The 15150-nt window shown below is 66.2% G+C and carries 17 protein-coding genes; 11 read left to right on the top strand and 6 right to left on the bottom strand.

All coding sequences use genetic code 11. The annotated features are described in order from the left end of the window. Window positions 1–67 precede the first annotated feature (67 nt). The 8 genes from ACUSIJ_RS18155 to ACUSIJ_RS18120 all read left to right on the top strand — a co-directional run bounded on the left by ACUSIJ_RS18155 (window position 68) and on the right by ACUSIJ_RS18120 (window position 7913). Entirely contained in the window at window positions 68–382 is a 315-nt protein-coding gene (locus ACUSIJ_RS18155) for a PepSY domain-containing protein (protein WP_449309828.1), read from the top strand. Further along, on the top strand, window positions 375–1046 hold the full coding sequence (locus ACUSIJ_RS18150; protein WP_449309827.1) for a cytochrome b/b6 domain-containing protein: 672 nt from the start codon (window positions 375–377) through the stop codon (window positions 1044–1046). Before ACUSIJ_RS18155 ends, ACUSIJ_RS18150 begins: the two co-directional genes overlap by 8 nt. 187 nt (window positions 1047–1233) lie before the next feature. Continuing rightward, entirely contained in the window at window positions 1234–1614 is a 381-nt protein-coding gene (locus tag ACUSIJ_RS18145; RefSeq protein WP_449309826.1) for a hypothetical protein, read from the top strand. A gap of 37 nt (window positions 1615–1651) precedes the next feature. Next, on the top strand, window positions 1652–2122 hold the full coding sequence (locus ACUSIJ_RS18140; protein ID WP_023849189.1) for a DUF2271 domain-containing protein: 471 nt from the start codon (window positions 1652–1654) through the stop codon (window positions 2120–2122). Window positions 2123–2133: 11 nt separating this feature from the next. Further along, complete coding sequence (locus ACUSIJ_RS18135) at window positions 2134–4341, top strand: PepSY domain-containing protein (protein WP_449309825.1); 2208 nt, start codon at window positions 2134–2136, stop codon at window positions 4339–4341. Then, the gene (locus tag ACUSIJ_RS18130; protein WP_449309824.1) at window positions 4322–5302 is read left to right on the top strand and encodes an FAD:protein FMN transferase; all 981 of its coding nucleotides are present in this window, start codon (window positions 4322–4324) and stop codon (window positions 5300–5302) included. Before ACUSIJ_RS18135 ends, ACUSIJ_RS18130 begins: the two co-directional genes overlap by 20 nt. A gap of 5 nt (window positions 5303–5307) precedes the next feature. Next, window positions 5308–7215: a heavy metal translocating P-type ATPase gene (locus ACUSIJ_RS18125; protein ID WP_449309823.1), complete on the top strand. Its 1908-nt coding sequence runs from the start codon at window positions 5308–5310 to the stop codon at window positions 7213–7215. Continuing rightward, entirely contained in the window at window positions 7212–7913 is a 702-nt protein-coding gene (locus ACUSIJ_RS18120) for a VIT1/CCC1 transporter family protein (RefSeq protein ID WP_449309822.1), read from the top strand. The genes ACUSIJ_RS18125 and ACUSIJ_RS18120 overlap by 4 nt, the downstream gene beginning before the upstream one ends. Window positions 7914–7993: 80 nt before the next feature. Here ACUSIJ_RS18120 and ACUSIJ_RS18115 read toward each other — a convergent pair whose 3' ends face one another. From ACUSIJ_RS18115 to traA, 6 genes are all read right to left on the bottom strand, one after another. Continuing rightward, window positions 7994–9613 (bottom strand): recombinase family protein, encoded by a 1620-nt coding sequence (locus tag ACUSIJ_RS18115; protein WP_449309821.1) that lies wholly within the window; start codon window positions 9611–9613, stop codon window positions 7994–7996. Between the two features lie 41 nt (window positions 9614–9654). Then, window positions 9655–9987 (bottom strand): type II toxin-antitoxin system HicB family antitoxin, encoded by a 333-nt coding sequence (locus tag ACUSIJ_RS18110; protein ID WP_012090880.1) that lies wholly within the window; start codon window positions 9985–9987, stop codon window positions 9655–9657. After that, entirely contained in the window at window positions 9984–10238 is a 255-nt protein-coding gene (locus ACUSIJ_RS18105; protein ID WP_072294780.1) for a type II toxin-antitoxin system HicA family toxin, read from the bottom strand. Before ACUSIJ_RS18105 ends, ACUSIJ_RS18110 begins: the two co-directional genes overlap by 4 nt. Before the next feature lie 16 nt (window positions 10239–10254). Then, window positions 10255–10569 carry a hypothetical protein gene (locus ACUSIJ_RS18100; protein WP_449309820.1) on the bottom strand — a complete coding sequence of 105 codons (315 nt, stop codon included), beginning with the start codon at window positions 10567–10569 and terminating at the stop codon, window positions 10255–10257. Beyond that, window positions 10559–10786: a helix-turn-helix transcriptional regulator gene (locus ACUSIJ_RS18095; protein WP_449309819.1), complete on the bottom strand. Its 228-nt coding sequence runs from the start codon at window positions 10784–10786 to the stop codon at window positions 10559–10561. The genes ACUSIJ_RS18100 and ACUSIJ_RS18095 overlap by 11 nt, the downstream gene beginning before the upstream one ends. A gap of 137 nt (window positions 10787–10923) precedes the next feature. Further along, on the bottom strand, window positions 10924–13938 hold the full coding sequence (gene traA, locus ACUSIJ_RS18090; protein WP_449309818.1) for a Ti-type conjugative transfer relaxase TraA: 3015 nt from the start codon (window positions 13936–13938) through the stop codon (window positions 10924–10926). 171 nt (window positions 13939–14109) lie between these two features. Here traA and ACUSIJ_RS18085 point away from each other — a divergent pair, with 171 nt between their 5' ends. The 3 genes from ACUSIJ_RS18085 to ACUSIJ_RS18075 all read left to right on the top strand — a co-directional run bounded on the left by ACUSIJ_RS18085 (window position 14110) and on the right by ACUSIJ_RS18075 (window position 15047). Continuing rightward, window positions 14110–14436, top strand: a complete 327-nt coding sequence (locus ACUSIJ_RS18085; RefSeq protein ID WP_449309817.1) for a conjugal transfer protein TraD — start codon at window positions 14110–14112, stop codon at window positions 14434–14436. A gap of 1 nt (window position 14437) precedes the next feature. Further along, a complete protein-coding gene (locus tag ACUSIJ_RS18080) occupies window positions 14438–14704 on the top strand; it encodes a conjugal transfer protein TraD (RefSeq protein ID WP_449309816.1) in 267 nt (88 codons plus the stop codon). Window positions 14705–14846: 142 nt separating this feature from the next. Continuing rightward, window positions 14847–15047 (top strand): type II toxin-antitoxin system prevent-host-death family antitoxin, encoded by a 201-nt coding sequence (locus tag ACUSIJ_RS18075; protein ID WP_449309815.1) that lies wholly within the window; start codon window positions 14847–14849, stop codon window positions 15045–15047. The last annotated feature ends 103 nt before the right edge of the window (window positions 15048–15150 follow it).

Raw genomic sequence — 15150 nt, 5'->3', positions numbered from 1 at the left:
TTCAGGCTGCCGTCAGCTTCGCCGCGCATGAATTGCGTCAAGATGGCCGTAGCGAGGAGTTTGGCCCATGAAGAAGACATTGACAATTCTCGGCTTTCTCGCGGTCTTTCCGGCCGGTGTCGCGCTGGCGGACGACGACTGCTTCGTGCCGATGGCCGACTGGCAGCCGCGCGACGCCGTCGCCCGGCTGGCCGAGGAGAACGGCTGGACGGTGCGCCGGATCAAGATCGACGACGGCTGCTACGAGATCGACGGTCGGGACGCCGAGGGTCGCCGGATCGAGGTGACCGTTCATCCGGCGACGCTGCAGGTGATCGAGTTCGAATACGAGGACGAGGACCATCGCCCCCGCCGGGATCGCGAAGGAGGTGACGATGACTGACGCAATCTCACACCAGTCGCCAGAGATGAGCACGGGGCCGAGCAGCAAGATCTGTGTCTGGGATCCGCTGGTTCGCGTGTTCCATTGGGGCCTGGTCGCAGCCTTCGCAACCGCATGGCTGACTGCGGACGAGCTGCAACCCGTCCATGAGTTCGCAGGCTACACCGTCGCCGGACTTGTGGCCTTCCGTCTGGTCTGGGGCCTCGTCGGCAGTCGCTACGCGCGCTTCGCCCAGTTCCTGAAAGGCCCCGGCGAGACGCTGGCCTATCTCGGGGACATGACCCGCGGACGCGAGCGGCGCTACCTCGGCCACAACCCGGCGGGCGCGGCGATGGTCATGGCGCTGCTGGTCACGCTGTCGGGGACAGCTTTCACTGGCTGGCTCATGGAGGACGAAGCCCGTCTGGCGATGCTTCCGTCCATGCCCGCCATCGTGGCGCCCGCTTGGGCCGACGACGACGGTGACGAGCGGGAATATGGCGCGCGGGGCGAGGTCGAGGGACCGCTGAAGGAGGTCCACGAGACGCTCGCCAACCTGATGCTGCTGCTGGCCGCGCTGCATGTGGGCGGCGTCGTGCTGGCATCCTTCCGTCACCACGAGAACCTGGCGCGCGCCATGGTGACAGGCGATAAACGCGGGCCCGGTCCCGGCGACATCGCCTGATCGCACCCACACCCAAGGCCGACCATCCCTGCGGCGCCCCTTGGCCTCGCCCTCACGGGCGGGGCCTTTTTCTTTCGGAAGCCGCTCTTTTCCTGACGGCAAGCTGAAGCGGGAATCGCCGATGCGTCAGGAAGCCCTCAGGTCGCGTCTCCAGATTGTTGTCAGCAGATGACAAGGAGACCCTGCCATGAAGAAGACCCTGACACTTCTGGTCGCTTCCACGGCGCTGACCGCCGCGATCGGCGTCCCCGCCTGGAGCGCGATGCAAGCCCCGGCCGATGGCGTCCTTCGGCCCGTTGCCGCGCTCTTCGATGACGCCTCGCAAGCCATGCCGCTCGTGCTCGCAAGCGACGATGATGACGACGACGACCGCTGGCGGGACGGCTCGCGTCGCGGCCACGACGATGACGACGACGATGACGACGACGATGACGACGACTGCGACGACGATGATGACGACGACGATTGCAGCGGTAGCGCTCGCAATCCCGCGCCCGCCGGCACGGTCGCCCCGCCGCAGAACGGTCTCTTCGGGAACGGCGCACCTCCGCAGGTTCAGGTGAACTGAACCGCTCCGAAGCCCCCTCCGAACTAGGATCATCACGATGAAATCGCTTCTCGCAACGCTCGCGCTGACCACGGCGCTGACGCTTCCCGGCCTCGCCATGGCGCGGCCGGTGACCCTGACCACGACCCTCAACAATTACGGCGGCGACGGGGCCTATCTCGCGCTCTACGTCACCGACGCCTCCGGCGCCTATGTCGGCAGCCTGTGGATGGCGGGAGACAAGTCCAAGTACTACGAGCATCTGAGCGACTGGTACCGCGCCACCGGCGGCGACACCGCGCAGGTAAACGGCATCACCGGCGCCAGCGTCGGCGCGGGCCGCACGCTCGAGATCACGCTCGACCTCGCCGACGCGCTCTTCGACGCGGGCTACACGCTCCACATCGACGCGGCCGTCGAGGACATGCGCGACAGCCCGAACGAGGTGGCCGTCCCGCTCACGACCGATGGCGCGGGCACGCCGGTGACCGGGCGCCGGTACATCGCCAGCTTCGCCTACGACATGTGAGGAGCGGGGCCATGATCCGTGCACTCCATCGCTGGCCGGGTCTTCTGGCCCTCGCGCTCGTCACCATCCTGAGCCTGAGCGGCGCGGCTCTGTCGGTCTTCCCTACGGCCGAGCGCATCGCCGCGCCGCAGGCGGAAGCCGGACTGACCGTCGCCGCTCTCGCGGACCGCATCCAGGCCGTCTATCCGGGCGTCGAGCAGATCCGCCGGTCGCCCTCAGGTCGGATCACCGCCTACTGGTTCGATCAGGGTGCGCCGGGCGCCGCCGTGATCGACCCGGCGACGGGCGAGGGCGTGGCCTCGGCCGACCCGAACCAGGCCGAACGCTGGCTGACCAACCTGCACCGGTCGCTGTTCCTCGGGGATGGAGGCCGCATCGCAATGGCTGCAGGGGCTGCCGCCATGCTGGTCCTCTCGCTCTCCGGCGCCGCGCTTGTCGTGCGGCGGGCGGGCGGCTGGCGGCACTGGTTCGCGCGCTTGCGTGGTCCGCTCGCGGGCAGGCTGCACGTCGAGATCGCCCGGATCGCCGTCGTCGGCCTCGTTCTGTCCTCCACGACCGCCCTCTGGATGACTGCGTCTACCTTCGATCTCCTGCCGGATGGAGGCGCCATAGCGGCCGCCCCGACCGAAGTCAGTGGAGAGACGGGGTTCGCGCTGGACCGGATGCCCACGCTGCAGCAGACGCCCGTCGCCGAACTGCGCGAGCTGAGCTTTCCCTATCCCGGCGATGCGACGGACGTGTTCACGCTCAAGACGGACCGGGGAACCGGATACCTCGATCAGGGCGACGGGGCCCTCCTGGCGTGGGCCGACCTCACGGGATGGGAGCGCGTCTCGGAAACGATCTACATGCTGCACACTGGACAGGGGGCAGCGACGCTCGGCCTCATGCTCGGGCTCATGGCGCTCGGCGTGCCCGCGATGGGCGCGACCGGCGTGCTGGTCTGGCTCGCAGGGCGGCGCGGTCGGCCGCGCATCCGGGGCAATCAGCCTGCCGGTCGCGCCGAGACGGTCCTGCTTGTCGGCAGCGAGGGCGGCAGCACCTGGGGCTTCGCCGCGACCTTGCAGGCCGCACTGACAGAAACCGGGCAGAGCGTCCATGTCGGCCCGATGTCGGCCTTCACGCCGGAGCGCTACACTAGCGCCCAGCGGATCATCCTGCTCGCCGCGACCTATGGCGACGGGGCGGCGCCCGCGTCGGCGAAAGGCTTTCTCGACCGGCTGAACGCTTCCGACCGCGCGCCGAACATCCCTCTCGCGGTACTCGGCTTCGGCGACCGGAGCTTTCCGGCCTATTGCGCCTTCGCCAGGGACGTCGCGGCAGCGGCGCAGGCGAAGGGCTGGCCCGAACTGCTGGCTCTCGACACCATCGACCGGCAATCGCCGCAGGATTTCGCGCGCTGGGGCCGGGCGCTTGGAGACGCTCTCGGGATCGACCTCGAACTGTCGCATCAGCCGGTCCAACCGCAAACGACCACGCTGACCCTCGTCTCGCGGCGCGACTACGGCGCCGAGGTGCAGGCGCCGACCGCCATCCTCCGCTTCGCGCTTCCGCGCGCCTCGCTCTGGTGCCGGCTGCTCGGGGGCGGGTTCGCCCGGTTCCAGGCCGGCGACCTGATCAGCATTCTGCCCGAAGGAGGCGCCGTCCCGCGGCTCTACTCGCTTGCCTCCGGACGCCGCGACGGCTTCATCGAGATCGTGGTCAAGAAGCACCCCGGCGGCTTCTGCTCGGGTCAGCTCACGGCGCTGGAACCTGGCGACACGGTGAGCGCTTTCCTGCGCCCCAACCCCGGTTTCCGTCCGGGGCGGAGCCGTGCGCCGCTGATCCTGATCGGCGCGGGGACCGGCATCGGGCCGCTCGCGGGCTTTGTGCGCGGCAACACGCGCGGCAGGCCGGTTCACCTGTTCTTCGGCATGCGCCATCGCGACAGCGATTTCTTCTACGGCGAGGAATTCCGCGGCTGGCAGGACGAGGGGCGTCTGACCCGGCTGGTCACGGCCGTCTCACGCGGGGCGCGTCCCCACTATGTCCAGGACGCGCTGCGCGGCGAGGCCACTCAGGTCGCGGAGCTCATCCGCAATGGGGCGCGCGTGATGGTCTGCGGCGGACGAGACATGGCCGCCGGCGTGGCCGAGGCGCTGGCCGAGATCCTCGCACCGGCCGGGCTGACGCCGGCGGTCCTGAAGGCGGAGGGGCGGTATGTCGAAGATGTCTACTGAGCGCGCGCGCATCGCTCTGAACGGACCGACCATGGGCACGCGCTGGTCGGCGCTGTTCTTCGCGGAGCCGGACTTCGACCCGGCCCCGATCCGCGCGGCGCTGCAGGCGGTCGTGGAAGAGGTGGACGGACAGATGTCGACCTGGAACGCGGGCAGCGACCTGATGCGGCTCAACGCGGCGCCGGTGGGAGAATGGGTGGCGGTGCCCGCGCAACTGGCTGCGGTCCTGCGCCTCGGCCTCGAGATCGGGCGCGCCTCGGGCGGTGCGTTCGACATTGGCATCGGCGACGCGGTGACAGCCTGGGGCTTCGGGCCCGGGGACGCCGCGCCGGATGGCATCCGCGCCGCGATGACCGCCTCGCGCCGCCCGGCACATGAGGCGCTGGAGATGGACGACGCCCGCGTGCGCAAGGCCGCGCCCATCGCGCTCGACCTCAACGGCATCGCCAAAGGCTATGGCGTGGACCGGCTCGCCGAGACCCTGCGCGATCATGGGATTTCAGATGGACTCGTCGGGATCGATGGCGAGATGCGTGCAATGGGCCTCCGGCCGGACGGCGAAGCCTGGACCATCGCGGTCGAGGCGCCGGACACCAAGCGCCGGACGCCGCATTCGATCCTCGCGCTTCAGGATGCCGCCGTCGCGACCTCCGGCGACTACCGTCACTGGGTCGAGGTGCAGGGGCGCCGCCTGTCGCACACGATGGACCCGAGGCGGGGCGCGCCGCTGATCGCGTCGCCGGCCTCCGTCACCGTCGTGGCTCGAACCTGTGCCGAAGCTGATGCGTGGGCGACGGCCCTCATGGTGCTTGGGCCGGACAAAGGCGCGGCGCTCGCAAGACGAAGCGGGCTCGACGCCCTGTTCCTCTTGCGCTATGATGATGCCAGCGCACGGGGCGTGGGAGTCGGACGACTATTTTCCGAAGAGCCAGCGGCAATCGCCTCAGCCGAGGGGAGATGAGCCGCATGGAGACGACACGGACCGACCGCTTCAAGACCGCTATCCTGCTCATTGCCGCGACCGGCCTGATTGCGGGACTTGCCTTCTACTTTTCCGGCCGACTCGAAACAGCGAACCTGATCTGGATCGCCGGCGTCGTTCCCGCGCTCGCTGCGCTCGTGGTCGAGATCCTGCGCAGCCTGCGCTCCGGCGAGGTGGGCCTCGATATCGTCGCCGCGCTGTCGATGTCGGCGGCTCTCGTCTTCGGCGAGACGCTCGCCGCGGCGGTCGTCGCGGTGATGTATTCGGGCGGCACATTCCTCGAAGCCTTCGCTGAGGGCCGTGCCCGCCGCGAGATGCATGACCTTCTCTCCCGCGTGCCCCGGAGCGCGACCCGGCACCGCAACGGCGGGCTGGAGGAGGTCCCGCTCGACGACATCGCGCCCGGCGACCGTCTCCTGATCCGGCAGGGCGACGTGGTGCCTGTGGATGGCATGGTGGCCTCGGAGACGGCCTTCGTTGACACCTCCGCGCTGACGGGCGAGTCCCTGCCGGTGCGCCTCGCCCACGGCGCCGAAGCCATGAGCGGCTCCACAAACGCAGGCGAGGCGTTCGACCTGACGGCGACGAGAGAAGCCAAGGACAGCACCTATGCCGGGATCGTCCGGCTGGTCGAGGAGGCGCAGGCCTCGAAGGCGCCGATGTCGCGGCTGGCCGACCGTTGGTCGCTGGGCTTTCTCGCGGCCACGGTCAGCATCGCCTTCGCTGCGTGGTGGTTCACCGGCGACCCGATCCGGGCCGTCGCCGTGCTCGTCGTCGCCACGCCCTGTCCGCTGATCCTGGCCGTGCCGGTGGCGCTCGTCGCCGGCCTGTCGCGCGCCGCGCATTTCGGGGTGCTAATCAAGGGCGCGGGACCGCTCGAGACGATGGCGCGCATCCGAACGCTGATCCTCGACAAGACCGGCACACTGACCGACGGCCGGCCGCAAATCGTCTCGATCGACAGCCACGACGGCATGGCGGAGGACGATATCCTGCGCCTCGCGGCATCGCTCGACCAGGCCTCGAAACACCCAGTCGCGCAGGCCATCGTCGCCGCCGCAAAGGCGCGGGGCTTCTCTCTGCCCGTTCCGTCAGACGTGGCGGAGATCCCGGGTGAAGGCGTCGTGGGCCATGTCGAAGGCCGGAAGGTCATCGTCGGTGGGGATGCCTTCGTGGCGTCTCGCGTCGGAAGGCGGCCCGGCGATCATTCCGTCATTGCCGCCGGCTCGGTCCTCGTCGCCGTCGCCGTCGACGGGCACATGGCCGGGCACCTTGTCATGTCCGATCCGCTGCGCGATGGCGCGGGCGCGATGCTCGACGGTCTGCGCCGCGAGGGGATCGCGCGCATCCTGCTCGCCACCGGCGACCGCGCCGACGTGGCCGAGCGCGTAACGGAAGGGCTCGGTCTCGACGGGCTTCGCGCCGGCCTCACACCCGATCAGAAGGTTCTGCTCGTGCTGAGCGAGCGCAAGCACGGGCCGGTCATGATGGTGGGCGACGGCGTCAACGACGCGCCTGCACTCGCTGCGGCCGATGTGGGTGTTGCGATGGGCGCACGCGGCGCCGCTGCCTCGGCGGAGGCGGCCGACGTCGTGCTGCTCGTCGACCGGATCGACCGGCTCGGGCCGGGGATCGAGATCGCGCGCGGGGCGCGCCGCATCGCTGTCGAAAGCGTTGTCGCCGGGATTGGCCTGTCGGTCATGGGCATGATCGCGGCGGCTTTCGGCTATCTCACTCCGGTGCAGGGGGCGCTCCTGCAGGAGATCATCGACGTTGCAGTGATCCTGAACGCCCTCCGTGCGCTGCGCATCGCACCCCATGAACCCACCACTCCGAAACCAAAGGCTGTCTCCTCCGGGCAGGACGACATCGCGCAAGGAGCCACGCCATGAGCCGCCTCTCGCATTCCGAGATCCACATGGTGCACCGCATCGGCTGGCTGCGGGCCGCCGTTCTCGGCGCCAACGACGGGCTCGTCTCGACCGCGAGCCTCGTGGTCGGCGTCGCCGCGGCAGGATCGGGAAAGCCGGAGGTCCTGATCGCGGGGCTGGCTGGCCTCGTGGCCGGTGCGATGTCCATGGCAGCAGGAGAATACGTCTCGGTCAGTTCCCAGACCGATGCGGAACAAGCCGATCTTGCCCGCGAGACCCGCGAGCTGGCGGAAACGCCTGAGGCGGAGCTCGAGGAGCTCACCCGGATCTACGTGGACCGGGGGCTGGATCGCAACCTGGCGGAAAAGGTGGCCCACCAGCTGACCGAACGCGACGCGCTCGGATCGCATGCCCGCGACGAACTCGGCATCTCCGAGACCGTGACCGCGCATCCGATCCAGGCTGCCCTAGTGTCGGCGGCGACCTTCGCCGTCGGGGCGGTCATCCCTCTTATCATTGCGGGGCTCGTGCCTGCGGCTCAGATCACTCTCATCGTCGCGGTCACTACTCTGGTGGCGCTGTCGGTGCTGGGCGGGCTCGGCGCCTCAGCCGGAGGTGCCAGCATCGTCAAGGGAGCCATTCGTGTCACCTTCTGGGGCGCGCTTGCTATGGCCGCGACCGCAGCGGTGGGTATGATCTTTGGTGTTACTGTCGGCTAGGCGAGGTCGTGCGGAGTCTGTAGTGCAGTCGCCCGAAGGAGTGAATAAAGTCAATAACTTAAGGTGGAGAAGGTTGGACGTCAGGCCCACCCCCTCCGCCACTTCAGTCCCTGAGTGGGCACTGAGATTACGCCACTTCCCGCCACCAGCGTCTGTAGCAGCCGGGACTTCGATCCCATGATGCGAACTTCGCCGTCTGCGACCTCAACGCGCTGAGCCAGCGCGCGCAGGTGGTCGCGGCGATAGCTGCCACTTTCCAGCCGGATACGGTCGCGGGCAGTTGCGGCGAACTTTCGCAGCATCTGCGGCGTGAAGGCCTTCTGTCCTGTGTTCTGGAGCATGGCCTGCGCGCGCTCGGCGTCAGCTTTGGCCTGATCGCGGATGGCCTTGAGTCCGTCGATGCGGTCTTTCAGCGCCGGGTCGTCCAGATCGGCCACGCCCGCCTCGATAGCGTCATAGAGGCGCTTGAGGCGCAGTTCCGATTCGGTGGCGCGCTTGTTCAACTCAGCGATATGCTCGCGGCGGCGCTCAGCGTGTTCTTCCCTGCGGTCGAGTGCGGCGGACAGGACGGTTTCCAGCCGCTCGGGTTGGAGTAGCTGTTTCTCAAGGTGATTGACGACCAGATCGTCGAGCTTTTCCATCGGCACGGCCATGCCTTCGCAGGCGGTCGGCCCCTGTCGCGCTTTCATCGAGCAGGCGTAGTAACGATAGCGCCCTCCCTTGCCGGTGCGGATGGTCATGGCCCCGCCGCACTTGGCACAATGGATCAGGCCGGTCAGCATGGTCGGGCCACTGATGACGCGGGCGGGCATGACCTTAGGATTGCGGGCCTTGAGCAGCTTCTGAACCGCGTCGAAGGTTTCCCGGTCGATGATAGGCGGAACCGGGACGGTGACGATCTCGGTCTTTGGTTTCAGTTCCTTGGTCTTGGTCCGCTTGTTGAACTCATGCTCGCCCATGTAGGTGCGCCGGGTCAGGATGCGGTGAACCTGCCCGATACCCCACCGTCCGCCGTCGCGGGTGAAGATGCGGCGGCTGTTGAGATACGAGACAATGTTCTTGACGCCCATCTGGCCGGTCGTGCCGTCGCCTTCCAGCGCAAGGCGATAGATCAGCCGCACCGTGTCGGCGTGAAGCGGGTCGATTTCCAGCTTCTTCTTGGTCTTGGCTCCGCGCTGCTCGGCGGCGACGGTGCGATAGCCGATAGGAGGAAGCGAGCCGTTCCAGAAGCCTTGCCGGGCGTTCTCCTTCAAGGCCCGCATGACGTGCTTGGCGTTTTCCTTGGACTGGTATTCATCGAACAGCGCCATGATCTGCCGCATCATGACGTGCATGGGGTCATCCCCCATTTCCTGAGTTATCGAAACCAGCTTCACACCATTCTTCGCCAGCTTACGGACGTAGAACTCCAGTTCGAAGTGATCGCGGAAGAAGCGGCTGAACGAATGAACCACGACCACATCGAACGGCGCGGGCTTGCTGGTCCCGGCCTCGATCATGCGCTGGAACTCGGGGCGGCGGTCATTGGTGGCCGATGCGCCGGGTTCGATAAAGGTTTCGACCAGTTGCAGGTTGCGGGACTCGCAATAGGCTTCGCCCTGCCGCTTCTGATCGGGGATGGAAACGTCATGCTCGGCCTGCCGCGCCGTCGAAACGCGCAGATAAAGGGCGGCGCGTAGCGGCACGGTGGAAGCGGTCATAATCTGTCTCCTTTCAAAGCCGGTCGTCCCGAACGAGGCCGCTATTCAGCGGCTTCCCGGATCGTCCCGACGATCCATTCATTCAGGCTCTTGCCCGATGCCGCTGCGGCAATGACTGCGGCGGCATGGTCGTCAGGCGTAAGGCGAACATTGAACTTGCCGGAAAACTTCCGGCGCGGCTCGATGCCCTTCTCCCGGCACATTTCGAGATAGACGGCCAGCGACTTGCGGCCTTCCTCGATCAGATCGTGGACGCTTTCGGCATAGAAGTCCGCCCCGCCATTGAGGCCAACAAACTCGCCGCGCAGCATCTGAATCTCGGGGTCGAAAGCGATGACCGCCTTCTCACCATTGATTTCAACGACATTGTTCATGGCTTTACTCCGTGTTCGTCCAGCCATTTACGGATGCTGGCAACCGCACCTTTGTCCGTATCCGGTGACGGATGCGGGCGATGAAAGACGCGCACTTCGCCGAACAGGAACACGCCGACGCGCGAACCTTCCCGTTCGCTGACTTCCGCCCCGAGAGCTACAAACAACGCCTCTATATCGGCCCAGCGGATCGAACCGTTGACCGGGCGGGCGAAAATTAGTTCCAGCGTGGCTCTGTGACGCTTTTTCATGGAGTATCCAGTATCATTATTTAGTACCGCTTTCAAGGTCGATTTCGATCCCGGCGTCGGGTGATCCGGTGTCGGGGCCGAATAGCTCATCGAACAGGTCGCCGAACCATCGCTCGAACACCTCGATCTCGGCTTCCGTGACCGGAACGGGGTCGGGCCAGTCGTCGGTGACGGTCCATGTGCTGAGGTCATGTTTGGGCGGCCTGCCGGGGAACGGCCACGGATATCCCAGCAACTCCTCAAGCTGCTCTGACGCCGTAGGCGGTCGTTTGGTGCGCCGGGAATGTGATGGCGTCACCGGCTTGCGGTCGTCGCTGCGGTCAGAAGTCATCGAGGAAGTCAAATTCGTTGAACGAACGCTGCCGCCATCCAGCAGGGTTGGCGACCCAGCGGTTGATATCGGATTCCTTCCAACCCGCGCCGTTAGCGCTGATCTTGATCTGGGCTGGAAAGGTGCCTTCGGCGATCTTGCGATAGATGGTGGACCGGGACAGCCCGGTGCGGGCGAGAACGGTCTTGAGACGGACGATACGGTCTGGTTGACGCATGGCTGCGCGGCCTCCTGCTGGTGGTTTCTGACGATTGCAGAGACCAGACAGAACAGTGATTTATCGTTGCGCAACTGATATTTAGGCAGCGTAGGGCTATGGCGTAGAAACGGCGGTAAATAGGAAAGACCTACGCCCTACAATCCGATGCTCCGGCCTCTGCCGAGGCCATGGCTGAGGGAAAGTTGCCGCCCCAGCCTCATCCCCGAGTCGAAATCCATGTCGATGCCAAGCTGCTTCTTGCGGCCTTCGAGCAGGGATTCCATCTGCGGATCGCGTTCGAGGCTTTTCGCCATGTTGCCCATTTCTGCCCGCGTTGACCTGTAGCCGGAATAGTTGCCCGCCGCATATTGGCGGTCGCCGGTCTGCTTAAGGTCCCGGAACCGTTCCACGAAGCGGTCGGAGCGCAGTTCGGGGTTTTGGCGCATCTCGGCTTCCCGTTGCATGGCGTGCCTTACGGGCATGGCGCGCTCACGATCACCAGAAGCCACATCAGCCGCAAAGTCGGGGTTCCGCTTGTAAACCGCCTCGGCATCGCGGGAACCGTCTGGCCGCAGATCGTTGAAGGCCGCACGGGCCTCGTGGAGTTCCTGCACCTGCTCGGGCGTTGCAGCGATGTCCCGGTCCTGCGCCTTGAAGATCGCGTCCACGGCATGTGCATGACGGACAAAGGCCCGGCCACGGGCGCGGCGCAACGCGGCCTCCGGGTCTTCCCCGATCTGCTGCTCCGCCACCGGCTTCCCGGTCCTTTCCCTTTCCCGGCCAGTTCCAGTATCAGGGCCAGGCACGCCGTCGCCCGGCGCGCGCAATCTGTCGAGCATGTCATCGACGGCATCGCGCACGCGCTCCGGCATCAGCCTGCGCATGATCTGGGCAGCACGGGCGCGGAAGCTGATGCCGCGCCGCTCGGCATAGTCCTGCGCCGGGTCGATCCGATGTTCGTAATCCGACGCCATGTCCTTTGCCCGGTCGCGCGACAGGGTGTTGATGAGTTTGTCCTGTGTGGCGAAGTCGTCGCGGCCGTAATGCAGGTCCATGCCGTCGCGGTGGCGTGACAGGGCAACGTAGCTGCCGTGGGCGTCCATGCCGGGCGTTGCCAGCACGTGCGTCCGATCCACCGTCATGCCCTGCGCCTTGTGGATGGTCGCGGCGTAGCCGTGGTCGATCCGGTCGTAGTCTTTCAGGTCGAAGGCAATGGACCGGCCATCATCGGTCTGCACGGTCATGCTCTGGGTGCTGACCTGTTCGATGGTGCCAAGGGTGCCGTTCTTCACGCCAAGCCCGCGCTCGTTTTGCAGGAACATGACGCGATCCCCAGCGGCGAAGCTGCGTTCGCCGCGCTCGACCGTGACGCGCACATCCTCGCCCAGATCGCCCGCATCCCGCATCCGGTCTCGGGCGGCTTCGTTGAGTTCCCGCACCTCGGCATTGGTGTGGGTGAGGATGATGCGGCTTGCGTCCGGTGCCGCCTGCCGGTCGCGGTCCCAGCGGTCGATCAGGTCGCCGCGCGTCTGGTCGCGCGTCGCCGCTTCATGCACCATGTCGTGCGCGTCATAGGCATGGATCGCATCGCCGGTCCTGCCGGTCGCCAGATCGCGGGTGGCGTCCCGCTGCCAATCCTCGCGCTGGCGGCGCACCTCGCCGATTTCCGCGCCACCGTGACGCTCGTGGATCGAGCGGAACGCCGCGCCCGCCTCAATGGATTGCAACTGCTGCGGATCGCCGACCAGCACCACCTTTGCACCGGCTTCATGCGCATGGGACAGCACGCGCTCCAACTGCCGGGTGCCGACCATGCCCGCCTCGTCGATGACAAGCACATCGCGGGAAGTCAGCATGTCGCGCCCGTTCTTCCAGCCATGTTCCATGCTGGCGATGGTGCGGGACGCAATGCCCGATCCGCCTTCCAGATTCTCGGCGGCGATGCCGGACAGTGCCACGCCGCGAACCTCATAGCCTGCCGCCTCCCATGCCTCGCGCGCAACGCCGAGCATGACGCTCTTTCCGGTCCCGGCATAGCCGACGACAATGCCAAGATCGCGCCCGTCCGTGACATGCGCCAGAGCGTCGGTCTGCTCGCCGGAAAGGACAAGGCCGCGCTGTTCCGCGCGGGCCAGCGCCGCTTCGCGGTCCCTGTCGCTGACTTCGTGCAATTCCTTCTCGGCCATCAATTCGGCCGCACGGTGCAAACGCTGTTCAGCCTCGATCATGTCGCGGGTCGTGAACCGATCCTCGCCGCGTCCGTCCTTGCCAAGTTCGACAAGATCGGGCGAGCCGCGCATCGCGCCCATGACCTCGTTGAACTGCTCGATGCCGTCGCTCTGCCGGTGCGCGAACATCGCCATGTCCCGGCGCGTGAAGGTCGATTGCTGCTGCGTGATCGCGTCCAGCGCGACGGAAGGATCGGCGATGATCCGCGCGCCGTTGTTGCGGGCGATCTCGCGGTGCATTTCGGCCCGATCCGCAACGGTGTCCGCGACCTCGATCCCTTCGCCGACACTACGTGTCTCGATGCGCTGCGCGGGTGCGCCGATCTGGCTCTGCGGCTCAAGGCCGATGCCCTGCGCCTCAAGGCTGCGATGGTCGATGCGGGCGTCTATGTCGAGTTCGGCCAGCCGCTCGTTGACATGCTCGGCCCAGCGTTCGCGCCACCGCTCCACCATCTCCGTGCGGTTCCAGTCACGCACCTTCTGCCCGAAGCCGTTCTCGTCCACAGAGCGCATGGTGAGCATCACATGGGCATGGGGCTTCGGCATCCCGTCTTCGCCGATGTCCCAATGCACATTCAGATCGGCGATCATGCCCTGATCGACAAATTCCGACTGCGCAAAATCGCGGGCAAGCTCGATGCCCTGCGCCTGCGTCATCTCGCGGGGAATGGCAAATTCCACCTCGCGCGCGAGCTGGGCGTCCTTGCGCACCTCGAACGCCTCGACATCGTTCCAGAGCCGTTCGCGGTCGCCAAGATGCTCGGGCGCACCCTCCGGCAGCATGATCTCGGAATGGACGACGCCGCGCTTGGCGGAAAAGTCCTGCACGCGGTCGATGCGCTCGTCGCGCATCCGCGACGCCGAGCGGTAGGCGGCGGAAGCCACCGCGCTCGACCCGGCCTTGCGGCCGATGACCTTGACGTGAAGATGATAGATCGCCATCGCGATCAAGCATTGGCACGGTTAAGCGCACGTCGGAACGACGTATAAGCGCGCCCTCCCTCGAAAAAATCTCGGGAGGAACCGGGCCGTGCCAGACTGTCCCGGCAACATAGAAGCAATCCGCAACGCGCTCAACTATCATCGCTGCATCAACAGCTTATGGAGATAGCGATGCGCAAGCCACGGAACTATGACGCGGAACTGAAGGCGCTTGAAGACAAGGCCAAGGAACTGAAAACGCGAAAGGTGCAGCAGCTCGGCGAACTGGTGATTGCCACCGGAGCGGACAACCTCACAGCTGATGAATTGGCCGGTGCGCTCGTCGCATTGGCCGAAACCAAAGATGCCGCAAAGAGAGAGGTATGGGCGAAACGCGGCGCTGCGTTCTTTCGCAGCAAATCGCGGCGATCTGCGTCATCGCCTGACCGTGACGCTGGCGACGCTCCGTCGCAACCGGGCAGCGCGCAACCGGCATCAGGCGGCACGGGCGCGGCATGACATGCGCACATGGCAGGTCGAGCGCCGCAAGCGCACCCGGCGTCTGATCGAACTCGGCGGCCTTATCGTCAAGGCTGGCGTCGTGGACCTGACCAATGATGACCGCGCCGTGATCTACGGCGCGATGATCTGGATCGCCGAAAAGCTGAAGAGCGAGGGCGGTGACCATGCGCGCGATACATGGACGAAACTCGGAAAGATGGGATTCGAGGGGGAGCGCCCAGCAGACGCGCATGACAGAACTCAACCGAAGCAGGATCGGGCGTGACCGATGGCGGGCGGCGCGGAGACCTCAAATATCGCAGCGCCGTCCGCCATCGCGCGGCAACGCCGCGCAAGCACGGATGACTATTGCCTAAAAGAGCCATTCTGTTCTAAATGGCGCAATTGGGATGGGCGAGATTTAAGCCATGAAAAGCATGTCCGCGCGCGAAGCCAAGAACAGCTTCGGCCTGATGATCGACACCGCGCGTGCAGAGCCGGTTCGCATCGAGAAGCATGGGCGTGGCGTGGTGGTCGTCGTCTCGGTGGAGGAATATGAGCGAATGACCGACGCAGTAGCGGCAAACCCAAAGCGCATGCGCACCGTCTCTTTACCGCAGAAGCGATAGTTCGGGATGCTCGCAAAAAGAGATATTGGGGCAGCGCCAAGCCGCAGTGCCGGCACGACGGCGCGCAAGTCTGCCCTTCACCTGAATCGAGATGCCGCCTATC

The organism is Pseudochelatococcus sp. B33, assembly GCF_053570585.1.
The sequence above is the reverse complement of the archived record's forward strand: the minus strand, read 5'-3'. Positions and strand labels throughout refer to the sequence as shown.